Genomic DNA, 19,738 nt, shown 5'->3' on the forward strand with positions numbered 1-19,738 from the left:
TGCGAGGAGACCTCCCATGAAGACGCTCGGCCGGCGCCTGCCCCTGGTGGCCTCGGCGGCCGCACTGACGTTGGCGGCCACGGGAATGGCATCGGGCACGGCCGACGCGGCGGTGACGCCCCGTCCGCCACGCGGCGACGCGGTCGTCCACGCGACCCGTTCCCTCATGGCCCCGAAGGTCGCGGCGGCGGCGACCGCCGCGGCGCCGACCTCGGCGAAGCTGTCCCTGAAGGGCCAGTACCAGAACACGAACTACAAGTGCGTGCCCACCTCGGCGTCGATGAGCCTGTCGACGTTCGGCGTGTCCGTCAGCCAGGACACCCTGGCCACCAAGATGGGCACGACGTCCGCCAACGGCACCACGGGCAACCAGGCGCTGCCCGTCATGAACGGCTACGTGGACCCGCTCGGCTACAGCTACGGCTTTTCCGACGCCTCGACGGCGTCGAGCATGTTGTCGCAGGTCTCCTACGACGTCGGCGTGCTCAAGCGCGCCCCCACCCTCGGCGTGTGGATGGAGAAGCTGCCCTGGAACGCCGGCATGAGCGGCACCAAGGTCGGCCACGCCATCGTCGCGTACGGCTACGACACCGGCGCCGGCACGATCACCGTGTGGGACCCGTGGAAGGCCACCGGCGGTTCGCACACGATCAGCGCCGCCAAGCTCGCCGCGGACATGCAGCCCGGCGGCATGTTCAAGGTCACCGGCCACACCGACGCCGACCTGTCGAGCCTGGGAGACCTGACCGGAGACGGCACCGCCGACCTGGTCGCGGCCGACCGCGCGACCGGCAAGCTGTGGCTCTACCCCGGCCCGTCACTGGCCGCCTCCGACCGGCGGCTGATCGGCACCGGCGGCTGGAACGGCATGACCGAGCTCACCGGCATCGGCGACCTGACCGGCGACGGCAAGGGCGACCTCATCGCGGCCCAGAAGTCCGACGGCACGCTCTGGCTGTACCCGGGCGGCACGAACGCCCTCGGCACCCGCATCAAGATCGGTAACAGCGGCTGGAACGGCATGAAGGACCTCACCGCCATCCGCGACCTGACCGGCGACGGCAAGCCCGACCTCATCGCCGCCCAGAAGTCCGACGGCACACTCTGGGTCTACCCCGGCGCGTCGAAGGCGCTCGGCACCCGCATCAAGATCGGTACGGGCGGCTGGAACGGCATGAACAAGCTGGTCGGCGTCAACGACATCACCGGCGACGGCAAGCCCGACCTGATCGCGGTGCGCATCTCCGACGGCACGCTGTGGGTCTACCCCGGCGCGTCCAAGGCGCTCGGCACCCGTAAGCAGCTCGGCTCCGGCTGGGGCGGCATCCGCTCGCTCACCTACACCGGCGACATCACCGGCGACGGCGTCTCGGACCTGATCGGCGTACAGAGCAACACCGGCGTGATGTACGTCTACGCGGGCCGCGCGACCGGATTCGCCGCGCGACAGCAGCTCACCTCCGGCTGGAACGGCTGAGCCCCTCCCGTACGAAGCACGGCCCCGCACCGGACCACCCGGCGCGGGGCCGTTTCATGACGGCCGCGCATCGCCGAGGAGGCAGCACAGGCGCTCAGTACGCAAGCTCCCCGATGCCGCCATCAACGCGCAGCACGGTGCCGGCGGTGTAGGCGGACTCATCCGAGGCGAGATAGACAGCCGCCTTCGCCAGTTCGGTGGCGGTCCCCAGGCGATGGAGGGGCACGGTCCGCCGGAGTTCGTCGTAGATGGCGGCCTGGCGCTCGGGGCCGAGCGGCTTGAACGTGTCCGTGACGGTGGGCCCAGGGCTCAGCCCGTTGACCCGGATACCCCGGTCCTTCAGCTCATAGGTCAGCCCGCGGGAAAAGGACAGCAGGCCCGCCTTGGCGGCACCGTAGACTGCCGCGTTCTCGTGCCCGATGAAAGCGGAGACCGAGCCGACGAGGATGACCGAGGCTTGCCGCGAGAAGAGCGGCAGCAACGCCTTGATCAGGAAAAACGGTCCCTTGAGATCGGTGGCGACGATCCTGTCGAATGCCTCCTCGGTCCATTCCTCGATCGGAAGGTGGGTGACGTCGGCGGCGTTGCTCATCACGATGTCGAGCTGCGGCCACTCTTCCTGCAGCCGCGCCGCGAGCGCCGCCTGGCCGGGCACGTCGCCGGCGTCGCTGAGGATGGGCAGCAGCGGACCGTCCAGCTGCCGGGCGGCCTCATCCAGCCGTTCCTGCGAGCGACCGGTGATCGCGACAGCCGCTCCCTCGGCGAGGAACTCACGGGCCGTCTCGAGGCCGATGCCGCTCGTCCCGCCTGTGATCAGTGCACGCTTTCCCGCAAGACGACCCATTGACCTCATTCTCCTATTTCGCGCCAAGGCGCGTGGTTCTGGTCACGGTGGTTTCGATAACGATGACGGGCCGTCCCCGTCATCGGCTCGGAGAACGCCCAGGCCACCTCCGCCGTGTCGGTAGCCGGCGCGTCCGGGGTCAGATGGCGGTCCGGCCTCCGTCGGCGGCCACGACGGCACCGGTCACGTAGCTTGCCTGGTCGCTGGCGATAAAGGCGATCACCTGGGCGACCTCGGCCGGGTCGCCGGCGCGCTTCAGCGCGGTCGTCAGTCCCATGCCGCCGAGATCCGGGCCCATGGCCGCCACCACCTTGGAGGTGGTCATCGGGCCGGGCGACACGGCGTTGACGCGCACGTTCGACGTGGCGAACTCGGCCGCCCAGGTGCGGGTCAGGGACTCGAGCGCCGCCTTGGTGGCACCGTAGACCGCCATCGGCGGCATGCCGAGGCCGGCGGCGGTGGAGCTGACGTTGACGATGCTGCCGCCCCCATTGGCGGCCATCTTCGGCGCGAGCTGGGCGACCAGGACGAACGGCGCGCGCACGTTGACCGCGAAGGCGGCGTCGTAGCCGGCGATGTCCTGGTCGGCGGTCGCGCTGAACGGGACGACGCCCGCGTTGTTGACGAGGATGTCCACCGCCCCGGCGTCCTCGGCCAGCCGCTGTACGGCCCGCGGGTCGGCCAGGTCGGCGGGGATGATGCGCACGGTGCCGGCCGCGCTCCCCCGCACGTCGTCCACGACCTGGGCGCCGCGGTCCGGGTCGGTGCCGGTGATGACCACGTCGGCACCACCGGCGGCGAGGATCCTCGCCGTCGCGTGCCCGAGCCCGCCGATGGCGCCCGATCCGGTGATCAGTGCCATCTTTCCCCCGAAGTCCATGCGCTCCTGCCTCTCGTCCGCTGACGCGCTTGCGCCGGCGCACTTCTGTGTCATCGTTCAAGAAGTCCCTCGGCCGTCACCGTACGGGGTTTTGTGCGTCCGGTCAAAAAGTCGTAACGTGAGGACATGGCACGGACGGGACGCCCCCGCGCATTCGACAAGGACCAGGCCCTGGAGCGCGCGCTCCTGCTGTTCTGGTCCCGGGGCTACGGAGCGACCTCCGTCCAGGACCTCGTCGACGTGCTGGCCCTGGAACGCGGCAGCCTGTACGGCGCCTTCGGCGACAAGCGGCATTTCTACCTGGCAGCGGTCCAGCTGTACTGGGACACCTACGAGCGCCGGCTGGTCACGGCGCTGGAGGCCGGGCCGGTGCTGCCGGCACTGCGCGAGGTGCTCGCCAATCCGGCCCGGGCACAGGAGTACGCCTCCGACGTCGGCGTTCCGCAAGGGTGCATGATCGGCAACACCACCGCCGAACTCGTTCCGCAGGATGCCGACGCCCGCGAGATCGTAGCCCGCTCGCACGCCCGCTTCACCCAGATCGTCACCGACGCTCTGCGGCGCGCACAGGCCGACGGCGAGGTCAACCAGGACGCCACCCCCGAGGCCCAGGCGCAGCTACTGCTGTTCACCGTCCAGGGCCTTTCCCTGGTCTCGCGCGCGGGACTCGACACGGCCACCGCACTCGCCGCCGTCGACGCCCTGATCGACGCCCTCCGCGCCTGATCCGCGGGCCCGGCGCCCGAATCCCTGGCGACGCGACCGCGGAGACCTGGGGCTCGTCGTCGGTGCGTTCGGCGACCGACGCCGGGACACCGGATCGCCCTCCGCGCCCTGACCGACCCCCGGCGCCATCCGGTCCCGGACACCGAGCCGGCGTCGGCTGGATCGTCACCGCCGTCGCGGTGGTGGGAGCGATCTCCGCCTTGGCGGGCGGACGCGCCCTGCCGACGTGCGCCGCGATCGTGGAGTTCGCGCTGATCGCCGACTTCCTCGTCTTCGAGGCGGTGCGCCGCGCACCGGGCGACCATCGCTCGGTGGACATCGCGTGGGGCTGCTGGTCGGTCGGCGTCACGTCCCTCGCGGGCTTCGTCGTCGCGGTTGCCGGAGGCCCTCGGCGCTCGTCACGGCGCCTGACCCTGCTCCGGGGGCGGGTCGTCCAGGGCGCGGGTGTCGCGCAGCTCGACGTACGGCTCCTCGGTCTTCGGCCGGCCGGCGGCGATGGCGCGGCCGCGTTCGAGTTCGGCGTTGAGCTCCGCGCCGAGCAGGATGGCGATGTTCGACACCCAGATCCAGACCAGGAAGATGATCAGGCCGGCGAGGCTTCCGTACGTCTTGTTGTACGAACTGAAGTGCGCGACGTAGAACGCGAAACCGGCCGACGCGACCAGCCAGATGACGACGGCGAACACACCGCCGGGAGTGACCCAGCGAACCCCCTGCTTGGCGTTCGGCCCCGCCCAGTACAGCAGGGCGAACAGCAGACCGACGACGAGCAGCAGCACCGGCCACTTCACGATGCCGAAGATCGTGATGGCCGCCGGCCCGGCGCCGACCATCGCCCCGGCGCGCTGGGCGATCGGCCCGGACACCACCACCGCGACGGCGCACGCCGACAGCAGCATCAGCGTCGTGAGGGTGATGGCGACGCGGATCGGCAGCGTCTTGTAGATCGGGCGTCCCTCGTCGATGTCGTAGATGGCGTTGGCGGCGCGCATGAACGCCGCGACGTACCCGGAGGCGGACCAGATCGCCGCCGCCAGGCTGATGACCGCGACGATCCCGGCGCCGCCGTGCCCCCGCTGCAACTCGGTGATGGCGTCCACGAGGATCTGCCTGACCTGCCCGGGCGCGAGCTCGCCGACGTTGGTGATCAGCGACCGGGACACCGACTTCCCGGCCAGGCCGACGAGGGAGACGACCACGAGCATCGCCGGGAAGATGGACAGCACGCTGTAGTAGGTGAGCGCGGCGGCCCAGTCGGTGACGTTGTCGCGCCGGAACTCCCCCAGCGACCGCCGCACCGCGGCCCACCACGAGCGGCCGGGCAGATCGGTCGGGCTCCGGGGCACATCGGTGGCGTCCGCGCTCATGGGTCCTCCTTCGTCGGAGGAGAGACCAGGCACACGTGTTCTTTGATTCGCTCGCTCCGCTCGCTCATGGGTCCTCCTTCATCGGAGGAGAGACCAGGCACACGTGTTCGATGATTCGCTCGCTCATTCGACCTCGTCGTCGTGCCGGCTGTGCAGGAGGTAACCGCGGTTGAGTGCGGCCTTGACCGCTCCGCTGATCGCGCCCTGCAGGGTCGCGGCGATGAGCACCTCGGCCCAGCTCCGCTCCAGGTCGCCGGCGTCGGGGGTGTCGTCGTCGCGGGCGATCAGCCGCCAGGTCTGCTTGAAGATCACACCGGCGATCAGGCCTCCGGCGATGCCGAGCGCCGCCGAGGCCGACCGGGACATGGAGTTCGCCTTGCTCATGAACCCTCCTTCGTCGGAGGAGCGACCAGGAAAGCGTGCTTATCGGTTCGCTCGCTCATGACCGCTTCCTCCTGCTCAGGGCCAGCAGTGCGGCCGCGGCGCAGACGCCGGCCGCGCCGTACACCAGGGCGGGCCGGGTGCGCTCGCGCATCTCGGCGGCCCTGCCCCGTACGCGCGTGGGCACGTCCACCTTGGCGGTCAGTGCCCGTACCGTTCTGGCCAGATCCTGGCGGCTCTGTTCGATCCCGGCGACGAGTTGTTCGCGTTCGCCGTTCCCGCCCGCTCGGGTGGTGTCCTGACTCATCGTTGACGCCTTTCCCGGAATGGTGCGCATTCGGTGGTGCGGCCCACGTACCCGGGCAGCGCGTACTAATGCGGCGTCGAACCGATGCCGTTTCGGCCGGCGGGGAATCTGACGCGCGGCCGCTCAGGCGCCGATGGAGGACCCGGGCGTGCCACGGCGACGGCGCGGGAGCTCGGCGGCGGTCTCGGCGGACGGTGCCGGGTCCAGCAGGGCATCCGGCGACGAGCCGTCCCGCAGCTCGCCGATCGGCAGCTCGGCGAGCGGGACCTCCTCCAGCCGGACCGCGCCGACCTGGACGGACTCGGCCGCGGGCCGGGCTCCGGAGGGCGGGTCGACGGTGATCAGACCGTCTTTGAGCAGGATGGCCAGGTCCGACAGCACGGAGTAGAGCCCTCGTCCGAGGCTGAAGGCGATGTCGCGCGCGCTGGCCCTCCCGTCGGCGGTGGCGAGGATCGCGGCGCGGCCTGGCGCGAGGGCCGGGTTCCGCCGGGTCTCGGCGGGCGCCGGGCGGGTGTGGATCGACAGACCGAGCCGCTGCCAGCCGGCGACGACCTCCAGCCGGCGGTGGGTCTCCCGTACGATCCGCCCGGTGTCCAGCCCCGGCTCGGCGGGCAGCAGTGGCGGCAGGTCGCCGGGCGCCGCGGGCCGGGCGGTGCAGGCGGTGACGCCGCCCAGGGCGATCGCGAAGATAGCGTCGAAGACGGCGGTCTGCGTCAGCACCTCGATGGCCGCCGCGCCGAGCAGCCCGCGCTCGACCAGCTCCTCCGCCAGCCGGCCGTACGGGGCAGCGGCGGTGAACACCTCGCTCCAGTCGGCCTCGGCGACCCGGCCGGAGCGCAGGAGCAGCGACTCGATGCCCGGCGCGGCCGGGGTGGAGGCCGCGAGGACCGCGCCGTCGCGCATGGCCACCTCGCCGCCCTGGCCGCCGTGGAGCCGGAGGGTCCCGGAGAAACGCTGCCGGCCTCGGCGCGTGAGAGCCGTCGTAAGAACGCCTGACCTGGGGACGGACACCGCGGCTCCTCTCGGCGGCTCGGTGCGCGGAACGGGTTCGGTCACGTCGGCCGTCCGTCGAAACGGGAGTTCAACGACGTTCTACGAATCTCGGCGCGAAGTCATCATGCCAGGCGCGCCCCCGGAGCCCGGCACATCCCCACGGCGACATTCCGGTCATCCGTTATCACTCTGCCCGGAACCTACGGTCAGGTCACGTGTCAAACGCCCTTAGTAGCGTCAAATGCCCGGCATGTCATTATCCAGCCCTGTACGTTGCTCCTCAGATGCATAACGCCTGCCGACCGGCGTCACAAATGGAGTTTCGGTCAACGGGAACACCCGGGCAGACGGTTCACGGGTGGGAGGCTCGATGAACATCGAAACCGCGCTCAAGGAAGCCATGGCGATCGACGGGGCCCTCGGCGCCGCGCTGGTCGACTACGAGAGCGGCATGACGCTCGGCGTCAGCGGCGGCGGCAGCGAACTCGACCTGGAGATCGCCGCGGCGGGCAACACCGAGGTCGTCCGCGCCAAGGCCCGTACGCTCGAGTCGCTGGGCATCAACGAGTCGATCGAGGACATCCTCATCACGCTCGACCGGCAGTACCACGTGATCAGACTGCTCAATCGCGGCGGCAGCCAGCTGTTCCTCTACCTGGCGCTCGACCGCTCCCGCGCCAACCTGGCGCTCGCCCGCCACAACCTGCGGCGCATCGAGAGCGAAGTCGACCTCTAGGCATCAGTGAACCCGACGGGGGTGTCCGCACGCTGTGTGTCCAGACGGCGCAGCCGATCTCGACAAGCATCACGAAGGACAGGGGATGAACAAGGAAGCGGTGCTCACCGAGCTGTACGCCTTGCGTGAGCAGGTCGCCGGGGTGAGAGACAGCGCGGTCGCGTCGGTCGACGGCATGCTCATCGCGTCCGACACCGACAAGGTGCGCGCGGACGCGCTGGCCGCCCTCGCGGCGGCGGCGCTCGGGCTGGGCAAGAGCACCGGCAACGAGGTCGGCATGGGCGAACTCCGCGAGGTCGTCACCCGCTGCCAGAGCGGCCACATCGTCGTCTACGCGGTGCGGGACCACAGCCTCCTCGTCGTTCTCGGCGACGAGGGGCTCGACCTCGCCCGCCTCCACCTCGAGTCCCGCCCCGCCGTCAGCCGGCTCGCCGAGATCCTTGGCTAGTTTCGGCGATCGGTGCTGGCGGTAGACGTTCTCGGCCGCGCAGTCGGAGACTGAGGGGCCATGCGTCCGAACGGCCGACCGACGATCGAAGCACCGGGGACACTGTGGATACGACTGCACCGAACCTCGTCGTGGCGGGGGGCACGGACATCGCGCACGAGCTGCGCGGGACGGGCCGGTTCTCCGCGGTGTTCAACGTCTTCTCCGCGAGCGAGCTGCGCGCGCTGTCCCGCAGCGGCCGGGTCAGGCTCCCGGCGGCGTTCGTGTTCACTCCGCGTTTCGCCGAGGACGTCCCCGGGGCCGATGTGGCCGCCCTGGCGAACGGGCTGGCCGACATCGGATTCCGGGTGGTGGTCCACGACTCCTTCGTCGAACGGGGCGACCGCTTCGGCGCGAACGTCCGCATCACCGGAAGCCGGCAGCCGATGCCGGAACTCCTGTCGTTGCTCGGCGCCGCCGGGCGCAGCCCCCTGCCGCTCCCTCCCGCCGCCTCCGACGGATATCCCGGCCCGCTCTCCGGCCCGCGTAAGGGCGGACGCGTCATCGCCGTCGCCGCGGCGAAGGGCGGCGTGGGCCGGACCAGCCTGATCGTGAACCTCGCGGTCCACGCCGCACGGTCGCTGCGGTCGGCCGGCCGTACGGGACGGACGGTGCTGCTGGACACCAGCCTCCAGAAGGCCGACATCGGGCGGTATCTGAACGTCAGGTCCCCGACGATCCTCGACCTGCTCCACGAGCCCGGACCGCTCACATCCCACACGGTGCGCGACCATCTCGCCCACGTCCCCGACGTGGACCTGTACGCACTGCTCGGACCCCCGGGTTTCACCGACGCCGATGCCGCGTTGGCGGGCTCCGTGCCGTACCTACGGATTCTTGCGCTGCTGCGGCAGATGTTCGACTTCGTGTTCGTCGACACGCCGGTCGCCGAACCCCACCACACGACGCTCACCGACCTGATCCTGCGCGAGGCGGACGCGATCCTCGTCCCGGTCGAACCCAGCCGCCCGACGCTGGAGACCATCCACGCCTGGCTGGAGACGATCACCATGCCGCCGTACTCTCGCGGCGGCGGTGTCGCCGCGGAGAAACTGTCGCTCATCCTCAACCGGGCGCGCCCCGACGTGGGCTGTGGCCCCGAGGAGATCATGCGCATCATGGACGGTTGGCGATTCGTCGGCAGGGTCCCGCACGACCGCGAGTGGACGCGGGCCGTGAACGCCAGCAGGCTGATCGCGTTCAACGGCGACCCGGAGCTGGACGCCGTCTTCAGCGGCATTCTGCGGGCCGCCACCGAGGACCCGGTCTTCGCCACGGCCATGGGATCACCGAGCGGCGGCAGGCGCAGGCGCCGGCGAATCCTCGGCCTGCCCATCACCTGATCGATCGCTACCGTCACGCTTCTTCGCGGAAGGATCTGCCCGATGTCAGCGACACAGCCCCCCACTCAGGCGGCGGACTTCTGGAGCGCCCTCGGCGTCGAGAACGACACCCCCGACGGGAACGAGACACCGGACCAACAGGACCCCCAGGCCGGGGAGACGGCCGCCGACCCGGAGGCCGAATCCGCCGAGCGGGCCGAGCTCGAGCTGGAGGCCACCGTACGGGACTGGGCGTCGGAGGTCGCCGACGAGGACGGTCCTCCGGAGGATGGCACGGCCGAGGCACCGGAAGAGACGCCGGCCGCGCAGGACGGGAACACGCCGCCCGGCACGGAGCCGGGCACCCCGGCCGGAGCACCGCCGGAGCCGTCCGATGAGCTGTTGTGGCCTCCCCGCTCGCAGTCCCCGCCGTCCCCGGGCCCTGCCGAGGAGCGGCAGTCCCCCACCGCCGTCACCCGGCGCGCGTCCAAGGCGCCGGCGGCCCCGGCACCGCCGGAGCACGCGGGCCCGGCCGAGACCCGGATCCTGCTGGCCGACGGGCAGAGTTTCCTCCATCTCTGGCAGGACGAACGCGTCGACGAGGTGCACATCCGCGGCACGCAGGTGACGGTGTGCGGGACGCTCGGCGTCCTCCACGTCGCCGGCTTCGGCAGCCTCACCATGGCGCACCGGGCGATCGCCGCCGTGCAGGAGGAGGTGGGAGCGGTCGTCACCCGTATCGGTGACTCCGTCGTGCTCCGGCGCTCCCGGCGGACCGGACCTGACCTGCCCGCGCTCGTCGCCGCCGGCATCGTCACCGACGACCAGCTCGCCGAGGTCAGAACGGCGCTGGAGCGGACCCAGGCGGTGGTCCTGACCGGGCCCGCCGCTCCGGTCATCATGCGTTCCTTCACGGCGCTGCTCCCTGAGGGCAGCCGGATCTTCGAAGGCCCGTACGCGGCCCTGCCCACCTGGTGTGTCGCGGCGGAGAGCCCGCTCGACGCCGACTACGTGGTCGGAGTACGCCCGGGCGAGCCGGCCGAGGACATGGCGGCGATGGGACAGATCGGTGCTCTGATCGCCAACCCCGAGACGTGGTTCGAAGCCGCGGTCCGGTACGGCGTGCAGGGAAGGTCTGCGGCGCCCGAGAAGCTGACCTCCGGTGATCCCCATCGTTGAGCCGTTGGCTATTGCGCCGACCGTCGTCGTAGCGGGAAACCCGGGTGTCGCGAGCAGGCTCCGGGACACCGGGCGGTTCCCGGTCGTGTTCGACGTCGCCTCCGCCTCGGAGCTTCGGGATCTCTCCCGGAGCGGCAGGGTGGGCTCGCCGGTCGCCTTCGTGTTCACGCCGGGATTCGCCGAGGACGTCCGCGGCGCGGAGGTCGCCGCACTGGCCAACGGCCTGGTCCGCAACGGGCACACCGTCCTCGTCCACGTGTCCTTCGCCGAGCGCGGCGACGTCTTCGACCCGAGGGTGGTCATGGCGGCGAAGCGGCTGAACATGGCGGAGTTGCTGGTGGCTCTCGGCACCGTCGACCCGGGACCGCGGCTGGAGCTCCAGCCCGCGCCGCCGCCGGAGCCGTGGACGCCTCCGGGAGCGCCATACGCTCGGCCGATCCCCGCACCGGCTCCCCCGGCACCACCCGCCCGGCCGGTCCCCGAACACCGGGCCTGGCCGCCGACACCGATCGACGGCGGAACGGCTCCCCGCCCCGCCCCGGTGGGCTCCGGCTTCCGGCAGGAACCGTCCGCGAGCGCCGGGGCCCCGGCCGCGTACGTTCCGGCCGGCGAGCCCGCCGGGCAGGGCACGGTCATCGCGATCACCTCGGCGAAGGGCGGGGTCGGCAAGACGACTACGGCCGTGAACCTCGCGATGCACGCGGCGAGGCTGCTGCGGAGCGCGGGCCGGGCGGGGTCCGCCGTGGTGGTCGACATCAACCTCGAGCGGGCCGACGTGGCACGCTGCCTCAACCTGAAACCGCCGACCGTCCGGGATCTGCTCCAGGCCCCCTGGTCGCTTTCGCCGGGGGCGGTGCGCGAGAACCTCGCGAGCATCCCCGAGATCGGCCTCTACGCGCTGCTCGCCCCGCAGGACATCGTCAGCGTCGACCGCTCCAGGATCGACGCGCTGTACCGCCGGATCCTCGCCGTGCTGCGCCAGACGTTCGACTTCGTCTTCATCGACACGCCGGTCACCGAGCCGGCCGACCGGGCGTTCACCGACCGGGTCCTGGCGGGGGCCGACGCCGTCCTGGTGCCGGTCGAGCCCGACCGGGTGACGCTGGAGGCCGTCGGCTCCTGGCTGTCGGCCCTCGTCACGCCGGAGCGGCAGGGAGGCGGCGGGATTCCTCCGGAGAAGATCCTCATGATCCTCAACCGGACGAGGCCCGACGTGGGGTACGGGCCCAAGGAGGTCATGGACCAGCTGGGCGGCTGGCGGTTCGCCGGCCTGGTCCCCGAGGACGAGGGATGGATGCGGGCGGTGAACACGCACCGGCCGGCGAGCATGCGCCCAGGACCGGACCTCGAGCGGACGCTCCGGGGAATCCTGGCGGCCATCAGCGACGACCCCGCGTTCGGCGATACGGAGGGGGAACGGCCGGTCGTGACGAGCCGCTGAGAGCCGCCGTCCGCCGACGGCGCCACCGTCGTCGAATCGCCGGAGTCGCCGCACAGCCCATCGGCCCCGTTCTGGAGAAAGAACACGCTCCCGGGAAAGAGAGAGGTCGGCGGAAGCCTTCGTGCGTTTCGCGGGGTCAGGTCTCCTGACGCTGGGCGCGGTGGCGTTCGTCGCCGCCGTCGAAGTCGGTGTAGGTGTAGGGGTTCGGGATGCGCTCGGCGGCGGGCAGCTCCGGGGTGATGCTGTCCTGCCAGGCCTCCTCGCCCATGGTCGACCGCGCGTACTCCACGGTGCGCCCGACGGCCTCCTTGGCGCCGGCCAGGTCGGCGCCGACGAGGCGGTGCTCGTGCTTGACCACACGCCCGTTGACCAGCACGGTGTGCACGTCGCCGCGGCCCGCCTGATAGACGACGCTGCCGTACGGGTGGAGCAGCGGGTACAGGGCCGGGGCGTCGTCGTTCTTGATCAGTACGAGGTCGGCCTTCTTGCCCGGGGTCAGGCTGCCGATCACCGAGTCGAGCCCGAGCGCGCGGGCGCCGCCGATGGTGGCCCAGCGGACGACCTCCTCGGCGCGCAGCCGGTTGTGCACGACGGTGTCGCCGCGGGAGTGCGCCTCCAGGTGTTCGCGCGAACGGTCGGCGGACAGCGTCGCCCGCATCGCGGAGAACAGGTCGGCGCTCCACCACACGCTGGTGTCCATCGACAGCGAGACGGGGATGCCGTGCCGCCGCAGCTCCCAGCTCGGCGGGTATCCCTGGCCGGCGCTCTGCTCGCTCTCGGTCGACACCGACACGGACCCGCCGCTGGCGGCGATGCGCTGGTAGGAGTCCTGGGTGAGGGTGGCGGCGTGGACGTACGTGGTGCCGGGCGTCATGAAGCCGCCCTCCCACATCAGCCGGATGCTCTCGTCGTTGGTCGCGCCCCACACACCGGCGTGCGTGGTGACCCGCAGGCCCAGGTCGCGGGCGGCCTCGAACGCCGCCTTCTCCGGAAACTCCGGGTCGCCGGTGACGTCGAAGGCGAGCTGGAGGCCGAGCATGTCGTCCGGCGTACCGAAACGCTCGACGAAGCCGCGGAACTCCGGGCTGTTCGTCCACTCCCACGGGGCGCCGAGCAGGTTCCCGTACGCGAGGACGAACCGGCCGGGCGCCGACCGCAGCGCGTCGGCGGCGGCCTCGCCGTGCTCCACCGTCTGCAGCCCGTGCGACCAGTCCACCGTCGTCGTGACGCCCGCGTCGACCGCCTCGATCGCGGACAGCGTGTTGCCGGCGTGGATGTCCTCGGGGCGGAAGATCCTCCCCCAGTTGAGGTAGTAGAAGACGAAGTACTGCGTCAGGGTCCAGTCGGCGCCCAGTCCGCGCAGCGCGGTCTGCCACATGTGCCGATGGGTGTCGACCATGCCGGGCATCAGGATGCCACCGGAGGCGTCGATCTCGGCGGTGCCGTCGGGCACCGCGAGGCCGCGGCCGACCTCGGCGATCGTCTCTCCGGTGACGAGCACGTCGCCGCCCTCGATGACGCCGGCGTCGTCCATGGTGAGGACGGTCGCGCCGCGGAAGACGATCGGGCGGCCGTCGAGCTGTTCAGGGTTCAAGAGTCCTCCTTCGTCGGCCGGAGTGACCACTGGTACGCGCCTTCGATTCCCTCGCTCCGCTCGGTCATGGCGTCACCTGTGCTCACGTGGAGATGTCCGGGTACGGGAGGGTGAAGTGGGACAGCTTGGCGGCGTAGTCGAGCTGCATCCCCAGCGGTTCGGTGAAGTCGCGCTCGAACATGGCGATCCACAGCGTCAGCGTGAGGAAGTTGTGCGCGCCCATCGCGAACAGGGCGACGTGGTCGTGCGTCCTGAGCGCCTGGCGTTCCTCCTCGGTGAAGGACAGCCAGGTCGAACGCTCCTCGGACGGCAGGTTGAGGATCTCGTTCGCCTTCTCCGCCTCCCACCACGCGACGGTGCCCTCGGGGTCGTCGCGGTAGCGCTCGACGAGCTCGGGATCCCGGTCGATGGTGTAGAGAAACTTGTTCACCAGGTACTTGCTCATGCGTCCACTCCGTTCGGGTACCAGGTGAAGTAGGCCTCCATGGTGTGGAACAGGTCCAGATGGTCGGCGTAGTCGGCCTTGTGGGCGCCGGCGATGCCCATCATCAGCATGAAGTCCATGAAGCCGTGGGTGGCGTTGCCCGGGGCGTGCAGGCTGTCGAGCGTGACCTCCGCCAGGCAGCCCTCGAGGTCGCCGTTCGCGATCCACTCGACCGCCTTCGCGTCGAACTCCGGGTCGGGCCCGTGGGGGCCGAACTGACGCGGGCCGCCGAGTTCGAGCGACAGGTGGCCGGTGCCGATCACCGCGACGCGCAGGTCGCTCGGCCACGCGTCGACCAGCTCGCGGATCGTCCGGCCGAGCTGCACGAACCGCTCCGGACGCGGCAGCGGCGGGGCGAAGATGTTGGTGTAGATCGGCACGATCGGCAGGTCGTTCTGCGGCCGTACGGTGAAGATCGGGCACGTGATGGAGTGGTCGACGCGCAGCTCGTTGCTGAACGCCAGGTCGAAGCCGCGGTCGATGCCCTCGCGCAGGATGTACGCCGACAGCTCCTCGTGCCCCTTGAGGAGCAGCTTCGGCAGGCCGAACTCCCGCTCCTCGTTGTAGTAGTTCGCGTCGTAGAACGGGGCCTTGCCGACCAGGAACTGCGGCATGTTGTCCAGCCACAGCTGATGGAAGTGGTCCGAGCCGACCATGACCAGCACGTCGGGGCGGGCGCGCGTCAGCGTCTCGCGGTAGGCCTCGACCTTCCGGACCCACTCGGCGGCGAAGGGCGGCGCCTCCTCGGCGGGAAGGCGGCTGGTCCGGTAGTAGAACGGATGGTGCGTCGTGGCAAGAATCGCGACGAGCTTCGCCATCGTGACGGTCCTTCCTCGATGACAACCGTCTGCCGGACACTCGTCCGATGAGCGGCGTTAGGGGAAAGATGTCGCGGGAGCCCGGCGGGTGTCAAGGGGGACGCGGCCGGGCGTGCCGACCGGTTCACGGCCCCTTGGCCGGTTCACGGCGCGTCGGCCGCTGTGCGACCATGCTCCCGTTGTCACTGTCCGGTGACACCGGTTGAGCAGGGGAGACATCATGGCCGGACGCGGCTCCGATCCCGACTTCGTCGAGGCGCTCGCCCGCGGGCTGGACATCCTGTCGTGCTTCGGCGAGCGGCGACCGCGCATGACGCTGACCGAGGTCGCCGCGGCCACCGGCCTGGCGCGCCCGACCGCGCGCCGGCTGTTGCTGACGCTGCGGGAGCTCGGCTACGTCCGGGCCGACGACGGCGCCTTCGCCCTGACGCCGCAGGTGCTGCGCCTGGGCATGGCGTACGTGGGCGCGCTCGGGCTGTGGGACATCGCGCGCCCGCACCTGGAGGACCTGGTCGCCCAGACCGGCGAGTCGTCCTCGATGTCGCAGCTCGACGGGTCCGACATCGTCTACGTCGCCCGCGTCTCCGTGCCGAAGATCATCACCTTGCGCGTCGAGATCGGCACCCGCTTCCCGGCCGCGCGCACCTCCCAGGGCAAGGTGCTGCTCGCGGCCCTGCCCGCGCACACGCTCCGCGAGACGCTGAGCCTGCCGAGCCGTGCGGGCCTGCCGCCGTTCCTGCCCCGCGACCCGGCCGAGCTGGAAGAGGAGCTGCTCACCGTACGCGCGCGGGGGTGGGCGCTGGCGGACGAGGAGCTGGCGCCGGGCATCCGGTCGATCGCGGCCCCGGTCCGCGACGGCGCCGGCCAGGTCCGCGCCGCGATGAACGTGACCGTACACGCGGCCGAGACGAGCGTGGACGTCCTGGTCGGCGAGCACCTCCCCCGGCTCCTGCGAACGGCGGGCGACATCTCCGCCGAGTGGGCCCTGTGGGAGTCCCGCCCCCACGCCGAGGTGGAGGCCGACCGTCCCACCGGCTGACCCGGTCAGCCGGACGCGGCGCCGAGCTGACGGCGCAGAGAGTCCAGGTCGCCGAGGACCCAGGCCTCGCTCAGCCGGCCGGCGGCGGCGGTGAAGAACGCGGCCCCGCTGTAGGCGATGGGCCCGCCGGCGCCGGCGACGCCGAGCAGCGTGCCGTGGTGGTGGCCGGTGTAGAACAGGCGGGCCGCCGCCCGGTCCCCGTCGATGACGAGGTCGACGATCTCGTTGGTGAAGTCGGGCACCCCCGAGCGGATCTTGTCGCGGTAGGAGCGCCATCCGTCCGGCCCCCGTACCTCGTCACCGAGTGAGCCGCGGAAGACGAAGTCCGGAGCAAGGATCTCTTCCACGACCGAGTCGTCCCAGCGGTTCCACGCGTCGAGATAGAAGCGGTGCACAAGCGCGGCGATGTCTGACATACGACCATGATCGACTGATGCGTCCCGGCCGTCGGCCTTCGGTCTGTCGCGAATTGGCCACGGAGTCTTACACCCTGTGGTCCGGGACGGGTCAGGCCCGGTCCCGGGGCCCCGATGTGAGGAAGCCGGTGGCGGGTCGCACCAGCCGGGTCTCGTACGCGTCGGCTGACGGTTGTCCGTTGACAGATAGAGCCTGTCACTACCAGAGTTACGGACAGTTGTCCGTATCGCGGTTGGAGCGCCTCATGTCACCAGGAAATTCCGGGCCGCTGTCGGGCATCGTGGTGGCCGACTTCTCCCGTGTGCTCGCGGGCCCGTACTGCACGATGCTGCTCGCCGACCTGGGCGCCGACGTGATCAAGGTGGAAGGTCCGGCCGGCGACGACACCCGGCACTGGGTCCCGCCCGTACGCGACGGTGTGGGCACCTACTTCCTGGCGGTCAACCGCAACAAGCGGTCCATCGTGCTCGACCTCGCCGACCCGGAGGACTCCGAGGTCGCGCACGCCCTGTCCGCGCGGGCCGACGTGTTCATCCACAACTTCAAGCCCGGGGGCCTGGCGAAGTTCGGTCTCGACTACGACGCCGTGGCCGCGCGCAACGCCGACGTCATCTACTGCGAGATCAGCGGCTTCGGCTCGGCGGAGGGCGCGTCGCTGCCCGGGTACGACCTGCTCGTGCAGGCCATGTCCGGGCTGATGAGCCTGACCGGAGACCCCGGCGGCCCGCCGTACCGCTCCGGCATCTCGGTCTTCGACGTCATGACCGGCCTGCACTCGGCGGTCGGCATCCTCGCCGCGCTGCACCACCGCGACCTCACCGGCCGGGGGCAGCGCATCGAGACGAACCTGCTCTCCACCGCGCTCAGCGCCATGGTCAACCAGGTGTCGGCGTACATCGCGGGCGGCGTGGTCCCCCGGCGGATGGGCAACGCGCACCTGAGCCTCTTCCCGTACGAGCCGCTCGCCACCGGCGACGGGGAGCTGATCGTGGTCGCCGGCAACGACGGGCAGTTCCGCCGCCTCTGCGCGGCGATCGGCGCGCCCGGGCTGGCCGACGACGAGCGCTTCGCGACCGTCGGGAGCCGCAACGACAACCGCGAGGAACTGCGGCCCCTGCTCCTCGAACGCCTCGCCACGCGGTCGGCGCAGGAGTGGTTCACCGTGCTCACCGAGGCGGGCATCCCCTGCGGACCGATCAACGACGTACGCGGCGGCGTCGAGCTCGCCGGCGAGCTGGGCCTGGAGCCGGTCGTCGCGCCGGACGGCGTACCGAGCGTGCGCAACCCGGTCCGCATGTCGGCCACGCCCGCGCGCTACGACCTCGCGCCGCCCGCCCTGGACGCCCACGGTGACGAGGTACGCGCCTGGCTCGGCCTGCCCAGACACGCAGAAACCCACCCGGAAGGACCCCACGCGTGAGCCGTCCCGTACCCGAGTTCCCCACCTCGCTCGGCACGTCCGACCCCACGACCATCACGCTGCTCGGACAGGATCTCGCCCGGGACCTGATGGGCAAGGTGAGCTTCGGTGAGCTCGCGTACTGGCTGCTCACCCTCGAACGCCCGACCGCGCAGCAGTCGCGGCTGTTCGAGGCGGTGCTGCTCGGCCTCGCCGACCACGGGTTCACCCCGACCGCGATCGCCGCGCGCCTGACCTACCTCAGCGCGCCGGACGCGATCCAGGGCGCGCTCGCGGCGGGGCTCCTCGGCGGCGGCTCACGGTACCTCGGCGTCACCGAGGACACCGGCCGCTTCCTCGCCGGCGTCCTGGCCGAGGCGGGAGAGGAACCGTCCGACGAGGCGGGCTGGGACGCACTGGCCGAACGCGCGGTCGCCGCACGCAAGGACGCCGGCCTGCTGGTCCCCGGCCTGGGCCACCCGGTGCACAAGGAGGGCGACCCGCGCACGCCGGTCATCATCCGCATCGCCCACGAGGAGGGCCTGTACGGACCGCACCTGGCGCTGTTCGAGGCCGTCGGCCGCGTCCACCCCCGGATCCTCGGCCGTACGCTGCCACTCAACGGCGCCGGAGTGAGCGGCGCGGCCCTCGCCGACCTCGGCCTGCCGCTCGAACTGCTCCGCGGCACCGTACTCCTCGCCCGCTGCGCCGGCCTGCTCGGCCACATCGCCGAGGAACTGCGCCGCCCGGTGGCGAACGACATCTACCTGGCGGTCGACCGCAACGCGACGTACGTGAGTCCGGAGGGGTGAGTCGCGGCCGCCCGCCGGCCCCGATGACGGTGATCTAGGCTGCGCGCGTGCAGAACAGGACGTTCCGGGTCGTGGACGGCGAGCGGATCAAAGGAACCTGGGTCTTCGACGAGCCGCATGTCTGGATCGACCCGGACGACTTCGTCACCCAGGTCGCCGACGAGATCGACCGGTTGAACGATCGCCCGGACTCCACCGGCCACTGTCTGCGGGTTCTGGATCGGTATCTGGCCAGCCGTTCAGAAGAGGACAGACGCGCGCTCGCCACCGCGTACCTGGCGATCCCGGCGATGGACCCCCGCTATGCCCTCGGCGACATGGACTCCAAGGACTGGCCGCTGCGCGTCCTGTGCACCCCGGTGGGCGACACGCTGATCGGCGAACCCGAACCACCGGACCGGTTCGGAGTCGTCACCGAGGACATGCGGCGGCGGGCCTTCGACTACTTCGCCGAGCAGGAGCGCAGCCGCGCCGAGTACGCCGATCGGCGCGAGCCGGACGATCCGCTCGGGCCCGCGGCGGGACCGGTGAACCTGAACGCGGTCTTCTACCCGAAGGGCTGGCCGGACGATCCGGGCGTACTGGTCCTGCGGAACGAGTTCCCGGCCGTGATCGAGTTCGGCGGCGTCCGCTATCCGACGGTCACGCACGCCTACTGGTCGCTGTCCACGGACGATCCCGACGCGGCCGATCGTATCCGCGCCGCAGAGCATCCTCACGACGCCCGGAAGCTCGCCGGGCAGGCCGTACGTCGTCCGGAGTGGTCCGACATGCGGGCCGGGGTCATGGCCGCGCTGCTGCGAGCCAAGTTCGCCCAGCACCGCGGGCTCGCCGACTCCCTGATCGCCACCGGTGACGCGCCCATCCACTACTCCGATCTGGGTTCGGACTACTGGACCGCAGGCGGGGATCGAGGCCGTAACTGGGTCGGACGGCTGCTGGAGCTGATCCGTGCCGAACTCGTCGCCGAACGGGCCGGGCTGGCGCTGCGCTGAGGCCCCTGAGGGGTGGCGGTGTGCGGTCGGCACGGGATGA

At 71.2% G+C, this 19,738-nt stretch carries 21 protein-coding genes; 11 read left to right on the forward strand and 10 right to left on the reverse strand.

Features of this window, described 5'->3' with window-relative positions:
- Positions 1 to 16: 16 nt before the first annotated feature.
- Positions 17 to 1,477 (forward strand): FG-GAP-like repeat-containing protein, encoded by a 1,461-nt coding sequence (locus tag OG417_RS53645; protein ID WP_329247522.1) that lies wholly within the window; start codon positions 17 to 19, stop codon positions 1,475 to 1,477.
- A 94-nt stretch (positions 1,478 to 1,571) separates the two neighbouring features.
- On the opposite strand, the gene OG417_RS53650 is transcribed toward OG417_RS53645, so the two are convergent.
- On the reverse strand, positions 1,572 to 2,321 hold the full coding sequence (locus OG417_RS53650) for an SDR family oxidoreductase (RefSeq protein ID WP_329247526.1): 750 nt from the start codon (positions 2,319 to 2,321) through the stop codon (positions 1,572 to 1,574).
- 139 nt (positions 2,322 to 2,460) lie between these two features.
- Complete coding sequence (locus OG417_RS53655) at positions 2,461 to 3,201, reverse strand: SDR family NAD(P)-dependent oxidoreductase (protein ID WP_329247529.1); 741 nt, start codon at positions 3,199 to 3,201, stop codon at positions 2,461 to 2,463.
- 126 nt (positions 3,202 to 3,327) lie between these two features.
- On the opposite strand from OG417_RS53655, the gene OG417_RS53660 reads away from it, so the two are divergent.
- Positions 3,328 to 3,927, forward strand: coding sequence for a TetR/AcrR family transcriptional regulator (locus tag OG417_RS53660; RefSeq protein ID WP_329247532.1), 600 nt, complete (start codon positions 3,328 to 3,330; stop codon positions 3,925 to 3,927).
- A 398-nt stretch (positions 3,928 to 4,325) separates the two neighbouring features.
- On the opposite strand, the gene OG417_RS53665 is transcribed toward OG417_RS53660, so the two are convergent.
- From OG417_RS53665 to OG417_RS53680, 4 genes are all read right to left on the reverse strand, one after another.
- Positions 4,326 to 5,294 carry a YihY/virulence factor BrkB family protein gene (locus OG417_RS53665; protein WP_329247535.1) on the reverse strand — a complete coding sequence of 323 codons (969 nt, stop codon included), beginning with the start codon at positions 5,292 to 5,294 and terminating at the stop codon, positions 4,326 to 4,328.
- A gap of 123 nt (positions 5,295 to 5,417) precedes the next feature.
- Entirely contained in the window at positions 5,418 to 5,678 is a 261-nt protein-coding gene (locus OG417_RS53670; RefSeq protein ID WP_329247537.1) for a DUF4235 domain-containing protein, read from the reverse strand.
- 55 nt (positions 5,679 to 5,733) lie between these two features.
- Positions 5,734 to 5,982 carry a DUF3618 domain-containing protein gene (locus OG417_RS53675; protein ID WP_329247540.1) on the reverse strand — a complete coding sequence of 83 codons (249 nt, stop codon included), beginning with the start codon at positions 5,980 to 5,982 and terminating at the stop codon, positions 5,734 to 5,736.
- 123 nt (positions 5,983 to 6,105) lie between these two features.
- Positions 6,106 to 6,993, reverse strand: a complete 888-nt coding sequence (locus tag OG417_RS53680; protein ID WP_329247543.1) for a hypothetical protein — start codon at positions 6,991 to 6,993, stop codon at positions 6,106 to 6,108.
- A 352-nt stretch (positions 6,994 to 7,345) separates the two neighbouring features.
- Between OG417_RS53680 and OG417_RS53685 the strand changes: the two genes are divergently transcribed.
- The 5 genes from OG417_RS53685 (at position 7,346) to OG417_RS53705 (ending at position 12,140) form a co-directional block, all read left to right on the forward strand.
- Positions 7,346 to 7,711: a hypothetical protein gene (locus tag OG417_RS53685; protein ID WP_329247546.1), complete on the forward strand. Its 366-nt coding sequence runs from the start codon at positions 7,346 to 7,348 to the stop codon at positions 7,709 to 7,711.
- A gap of 85 nt (positions 7,712 to 7,796) precedes the next feature.
- Entirely contained in the window at positions 7,797 to 8,159 is a 363-nt protein-coding gene (locus OG417_RS53690; RefSeq protein WP_329247548.1) for a roadblock/LC7 domain-containing protein, read from the forward strand.
- A 104-nt stretch (positions 8,160 to 8,263) separates the two neighbouring features.
- Positions 8,264 to 9,541 (forward strand): AAA family ATPase, encoded by a 1,278-nt coding sequence (locus tag OG417_RS53695; protein WP_329247551.1) that lies wholly within the window; start codon positions 8,264 to 8,266, stop codon positions 9,539 to 9,541.
- 42 nt (positions 9,542 to 9,583) lie between these two features.
- Positions 9,584 to 10,699, forward strand: a complete 1,116-nt coding sequence (locus tag OG417_RS53700) for a hypothetical protein (protein WP_329247554.1) — start codon at positions 9,584 to 9,586, stop codon at positions 10,697 to 10,699.
- A gap of 4 nt (positions 10,700 to 10,703) precedes the next feature.
- Positions 10,704 to 12,140 (forward strand): AAA family ATPase, encoded by a 1,437-nt coding sequence (locus tag OG417_RS53705; protein ID WP_329247556.1) that lies wholly within the window; start codon positions 10,704 to 10,706, stop codon positions 12,138 to 12,140.
- A 136-nt stretch (positions 12,141 to 12,276) separates the two neighbouring features.
- Here the strand turns inward: OG417_RS53705 and OG417_RS53710 are convergent, their stop codons facing one another.
- The 3 genes from OG417_RS53710 to OG417_RS53720 form a co-directional block, all read right to left on the reverse strand.
- Complete coding sequence (locus OG417_RS53710; RefSeq protein ID WP_329263149.1) at positions 12,277 to 13,674, reverse strand: amidohydrolase family protein; 1,398 nt, start codon at positions 13,672 to 13,674, stop codon at positions 12,277 to 12,279.
- Between the two features lie 142 nt (positions 13,675 to 13,816).
- Entirely contained in the window at positions 13,817 to 14,179 is a 363-nt protein-coding gene (locus OG417_RS53715) for a hypothetical protein (protein ID WP_329247559.1), read from the reverse strand.
- Positions 14,176 to 15,036, reverse strand: a complete 861-nt coding sequence (locus tag OG417_RS53720; protein WP_329247562.1) for an extradiol ring-cleavage dioxygenase — start codon at positions 15,034 to 15,036, stop codon at positions 14,176 to 14,178. Before OG417_RS53720 ends, OG417_RS53715 begins: the two co-directional genes overlap by 4 nt.
- Before the next feature lie 220 nt (positions 15,037 to 15,256).
- Between OG417_RS53720 and OG417_RS53725 the strand changes: the two genes are divergently transcribed.
- A complete protein-coding gene (locus tag OG417_RS53725) occupies positions 15,257 to 16,075 on the forward strand; it encodes an IclR family transcriptional regulator domain-containing protein (protein ID WP_329247564.1) in 819 nt (272 codons plus the stop codon).
- A 5-nt stretch (positions 16,076 to 16,080) separates the two neighbouring features.
- On the opposite strand, the gene OG417_RS53730 is transcribed toward OG417_RS53725, so the two are convergent.
- A complete protein-coding gene (locus tag OG417_RS53730) occupies positions 16,081 to 16,491 on the reverse strand; it encodes an ester cyclase (protein ID WP_329247567.1) in 411 nt (136 codons plus the stop codon).
- A 245-nt stretch (positions 16,492 to 16,736) separates the two neighbouring features.
- Here OG417_RS53730 and OG417_RS53735 point away from each other — a divergent pair, with 245 nt between their 5' ends.
- Genes OG417_RS53735 through OG417_RS53745 form a run of 3 tightly spaced genes read left to right on the forward strand, consistent with a single transcriptional unit; the run spans position 16,737 to position 19,698 of the window.
- Positions 16,737 to 17,912: a CaiB/BaiF CoA transferase family protein gene (locus tag OG417_RS53735; protein WP_329247570.1), complete on the forward strand. Its 1,176-nt coding sequence runs from the start codon at positions 16,737 to 16,739 to the stop codon at positions 17,910 to 17,912.
- Positions 17,909 to 18,703: a citryl-CoA lyase gene (locus OG417_RS53740; RefSeq protein ID WP_329247573.1), complete on the forward strand. Its 795-nt coding sequence runs from the start codon at positions 17,909 to 17,911 to the stop codon at positions 18,701 to 18,703. Before OG417_RS53735 ends, OG417_RS53740 begins: the two co-directional genes overlap by 4 nt.
- A gap of 47 nt (positions 18,704 to 18,750) precedes the next feature.
- A complete protein-coding gene (locus OG417_RS53745) occupies positions 18,751 to 19,698 on the forward strand; it encodes an NADAR family protein (protein WP_329247576.1) in 948 nt (315 codons plus the stop codon).
- Positions 19,699 to 19,738 lie beyond the last annotated feature (40 nt).

It is taken from the genome of Actinoallomurus sp. NBC_01490 (genome assembly GCF_036227085.1).
Taxonomy (GTDB): domain Bacteria; phylum Actinomycetota; class Actinomycetes; order Streptosporangiales; family Streptosporangiaceae; genus Actinoallomurus; species Actinoallomurus oryzae.

Coding starts and splice junctions, on each gene's coding strand:
- OG417_RS53645 (WP_329247522.1), top strand. CDS start 17: ATGAAGACGCTCGGCCGGCGCCTGCCCCTGGTGGCCTCGGCGGCCGCA.
- OG417_RS53650 (WP_329247526.1), bottom strand. CDS start 2,321: ATGGGTCGTCTTGCGGGAAAGCGTGCACTGATCACAGGCGGGACGAGC.
- OG417_RS53655 (WP_329247529.1), bottom strand. CDS start 3,201: ATGGACTTCGGGGGAAAGATGGCACTGATCACCGGATCGGGCGCCATC.
- OG417_RS53660 (WP_329247532.1), top strand. CDS start 3,328: ATGGCACGGACGGGACGCCCCCGCGCATTCGACAAGGACCAGGCCCTG.
- OG417_RS53665 (WP_329247535.1), bottom strand. CDS start 5,294: ATGAGCGCGGACGCCACCGATGTGCCCCGGAGCCCGACCGATCTGCCC.
- OG417_RS53670 (WP_329247537.1), bottom strand. CDS start 5,678: ATGAGCAAGGCGAACTCCATGTCCCGGTCGGCCTCGGCGGCGCTCGGC.
- OG417_RS53675 (WP_329247540.1), bottom strand. CDS start 5,982: ATGAGTCAGGACACCACCCGAGCGGGCGGGAACGGCGAACGCGAACAA.
- OG417_RS53685 (WP_329247546.1), top strand. CDS start 7,346: ATGAACATCGAAACCGCGCTCAAGGAAGCCATGGCGATCGACGGGGCC.
- OG417_RS53690 (WP_329247548.1), top strand. CDS start 7,797: ATGAACAAGGAAGCGGTGCTCACCGAGCTGTACGCCTTGCGTGAGCAG.
- OG417_RS53700 (WP_329247554.1), top strand. CDS start 9,584: ATGTCAGCGACACAGCCCCCCACTCAGGCGGCGGACTTCTGGAGCGCC.
- OG417_RS53710 (WP_329263149.1), bottom strand. CDS start 13,674: ATGGACGACGCCGGCGTCATCGAGGGCGGCGACGTGCTCGTCACCGGA.
- OG417_RS53715 (WP_329247559.1), bottom strand. CDS start 14,179: ATGAGCAAGTACCTGGTGAACAAGTTTCTCTACACCATCGACCGGGAT.
- OG417_RS53720 (WP_329247562.1), bottom strand. CDS start 15,036: ATGGCGAAGCTCGTCGCGATTCTTGCCACGACGCACCATCCGTTCTAC.
- OG417_RS53725 (WP_329247564.1), top strand. CDS start 15,257: ATGGCCGGACGCGGCTCCGATCCCGACTTCGTCGAGGCGCTCGCCCGC.
- OG417_RS53730 (WP_329247567.1), bottom strand. CDS start 16,491: ATGTCAGACATCGCCGCGCTTGTGCACCGCTTCTATCTCGACGCGTGG.
- OG417_RS53735 (WP_329247570.1), top strand. CDS start 16,737: ATGTCACCAGGAAATTCCGGGCCGCTGTCGGGCATCGTGGTGGCCGAC.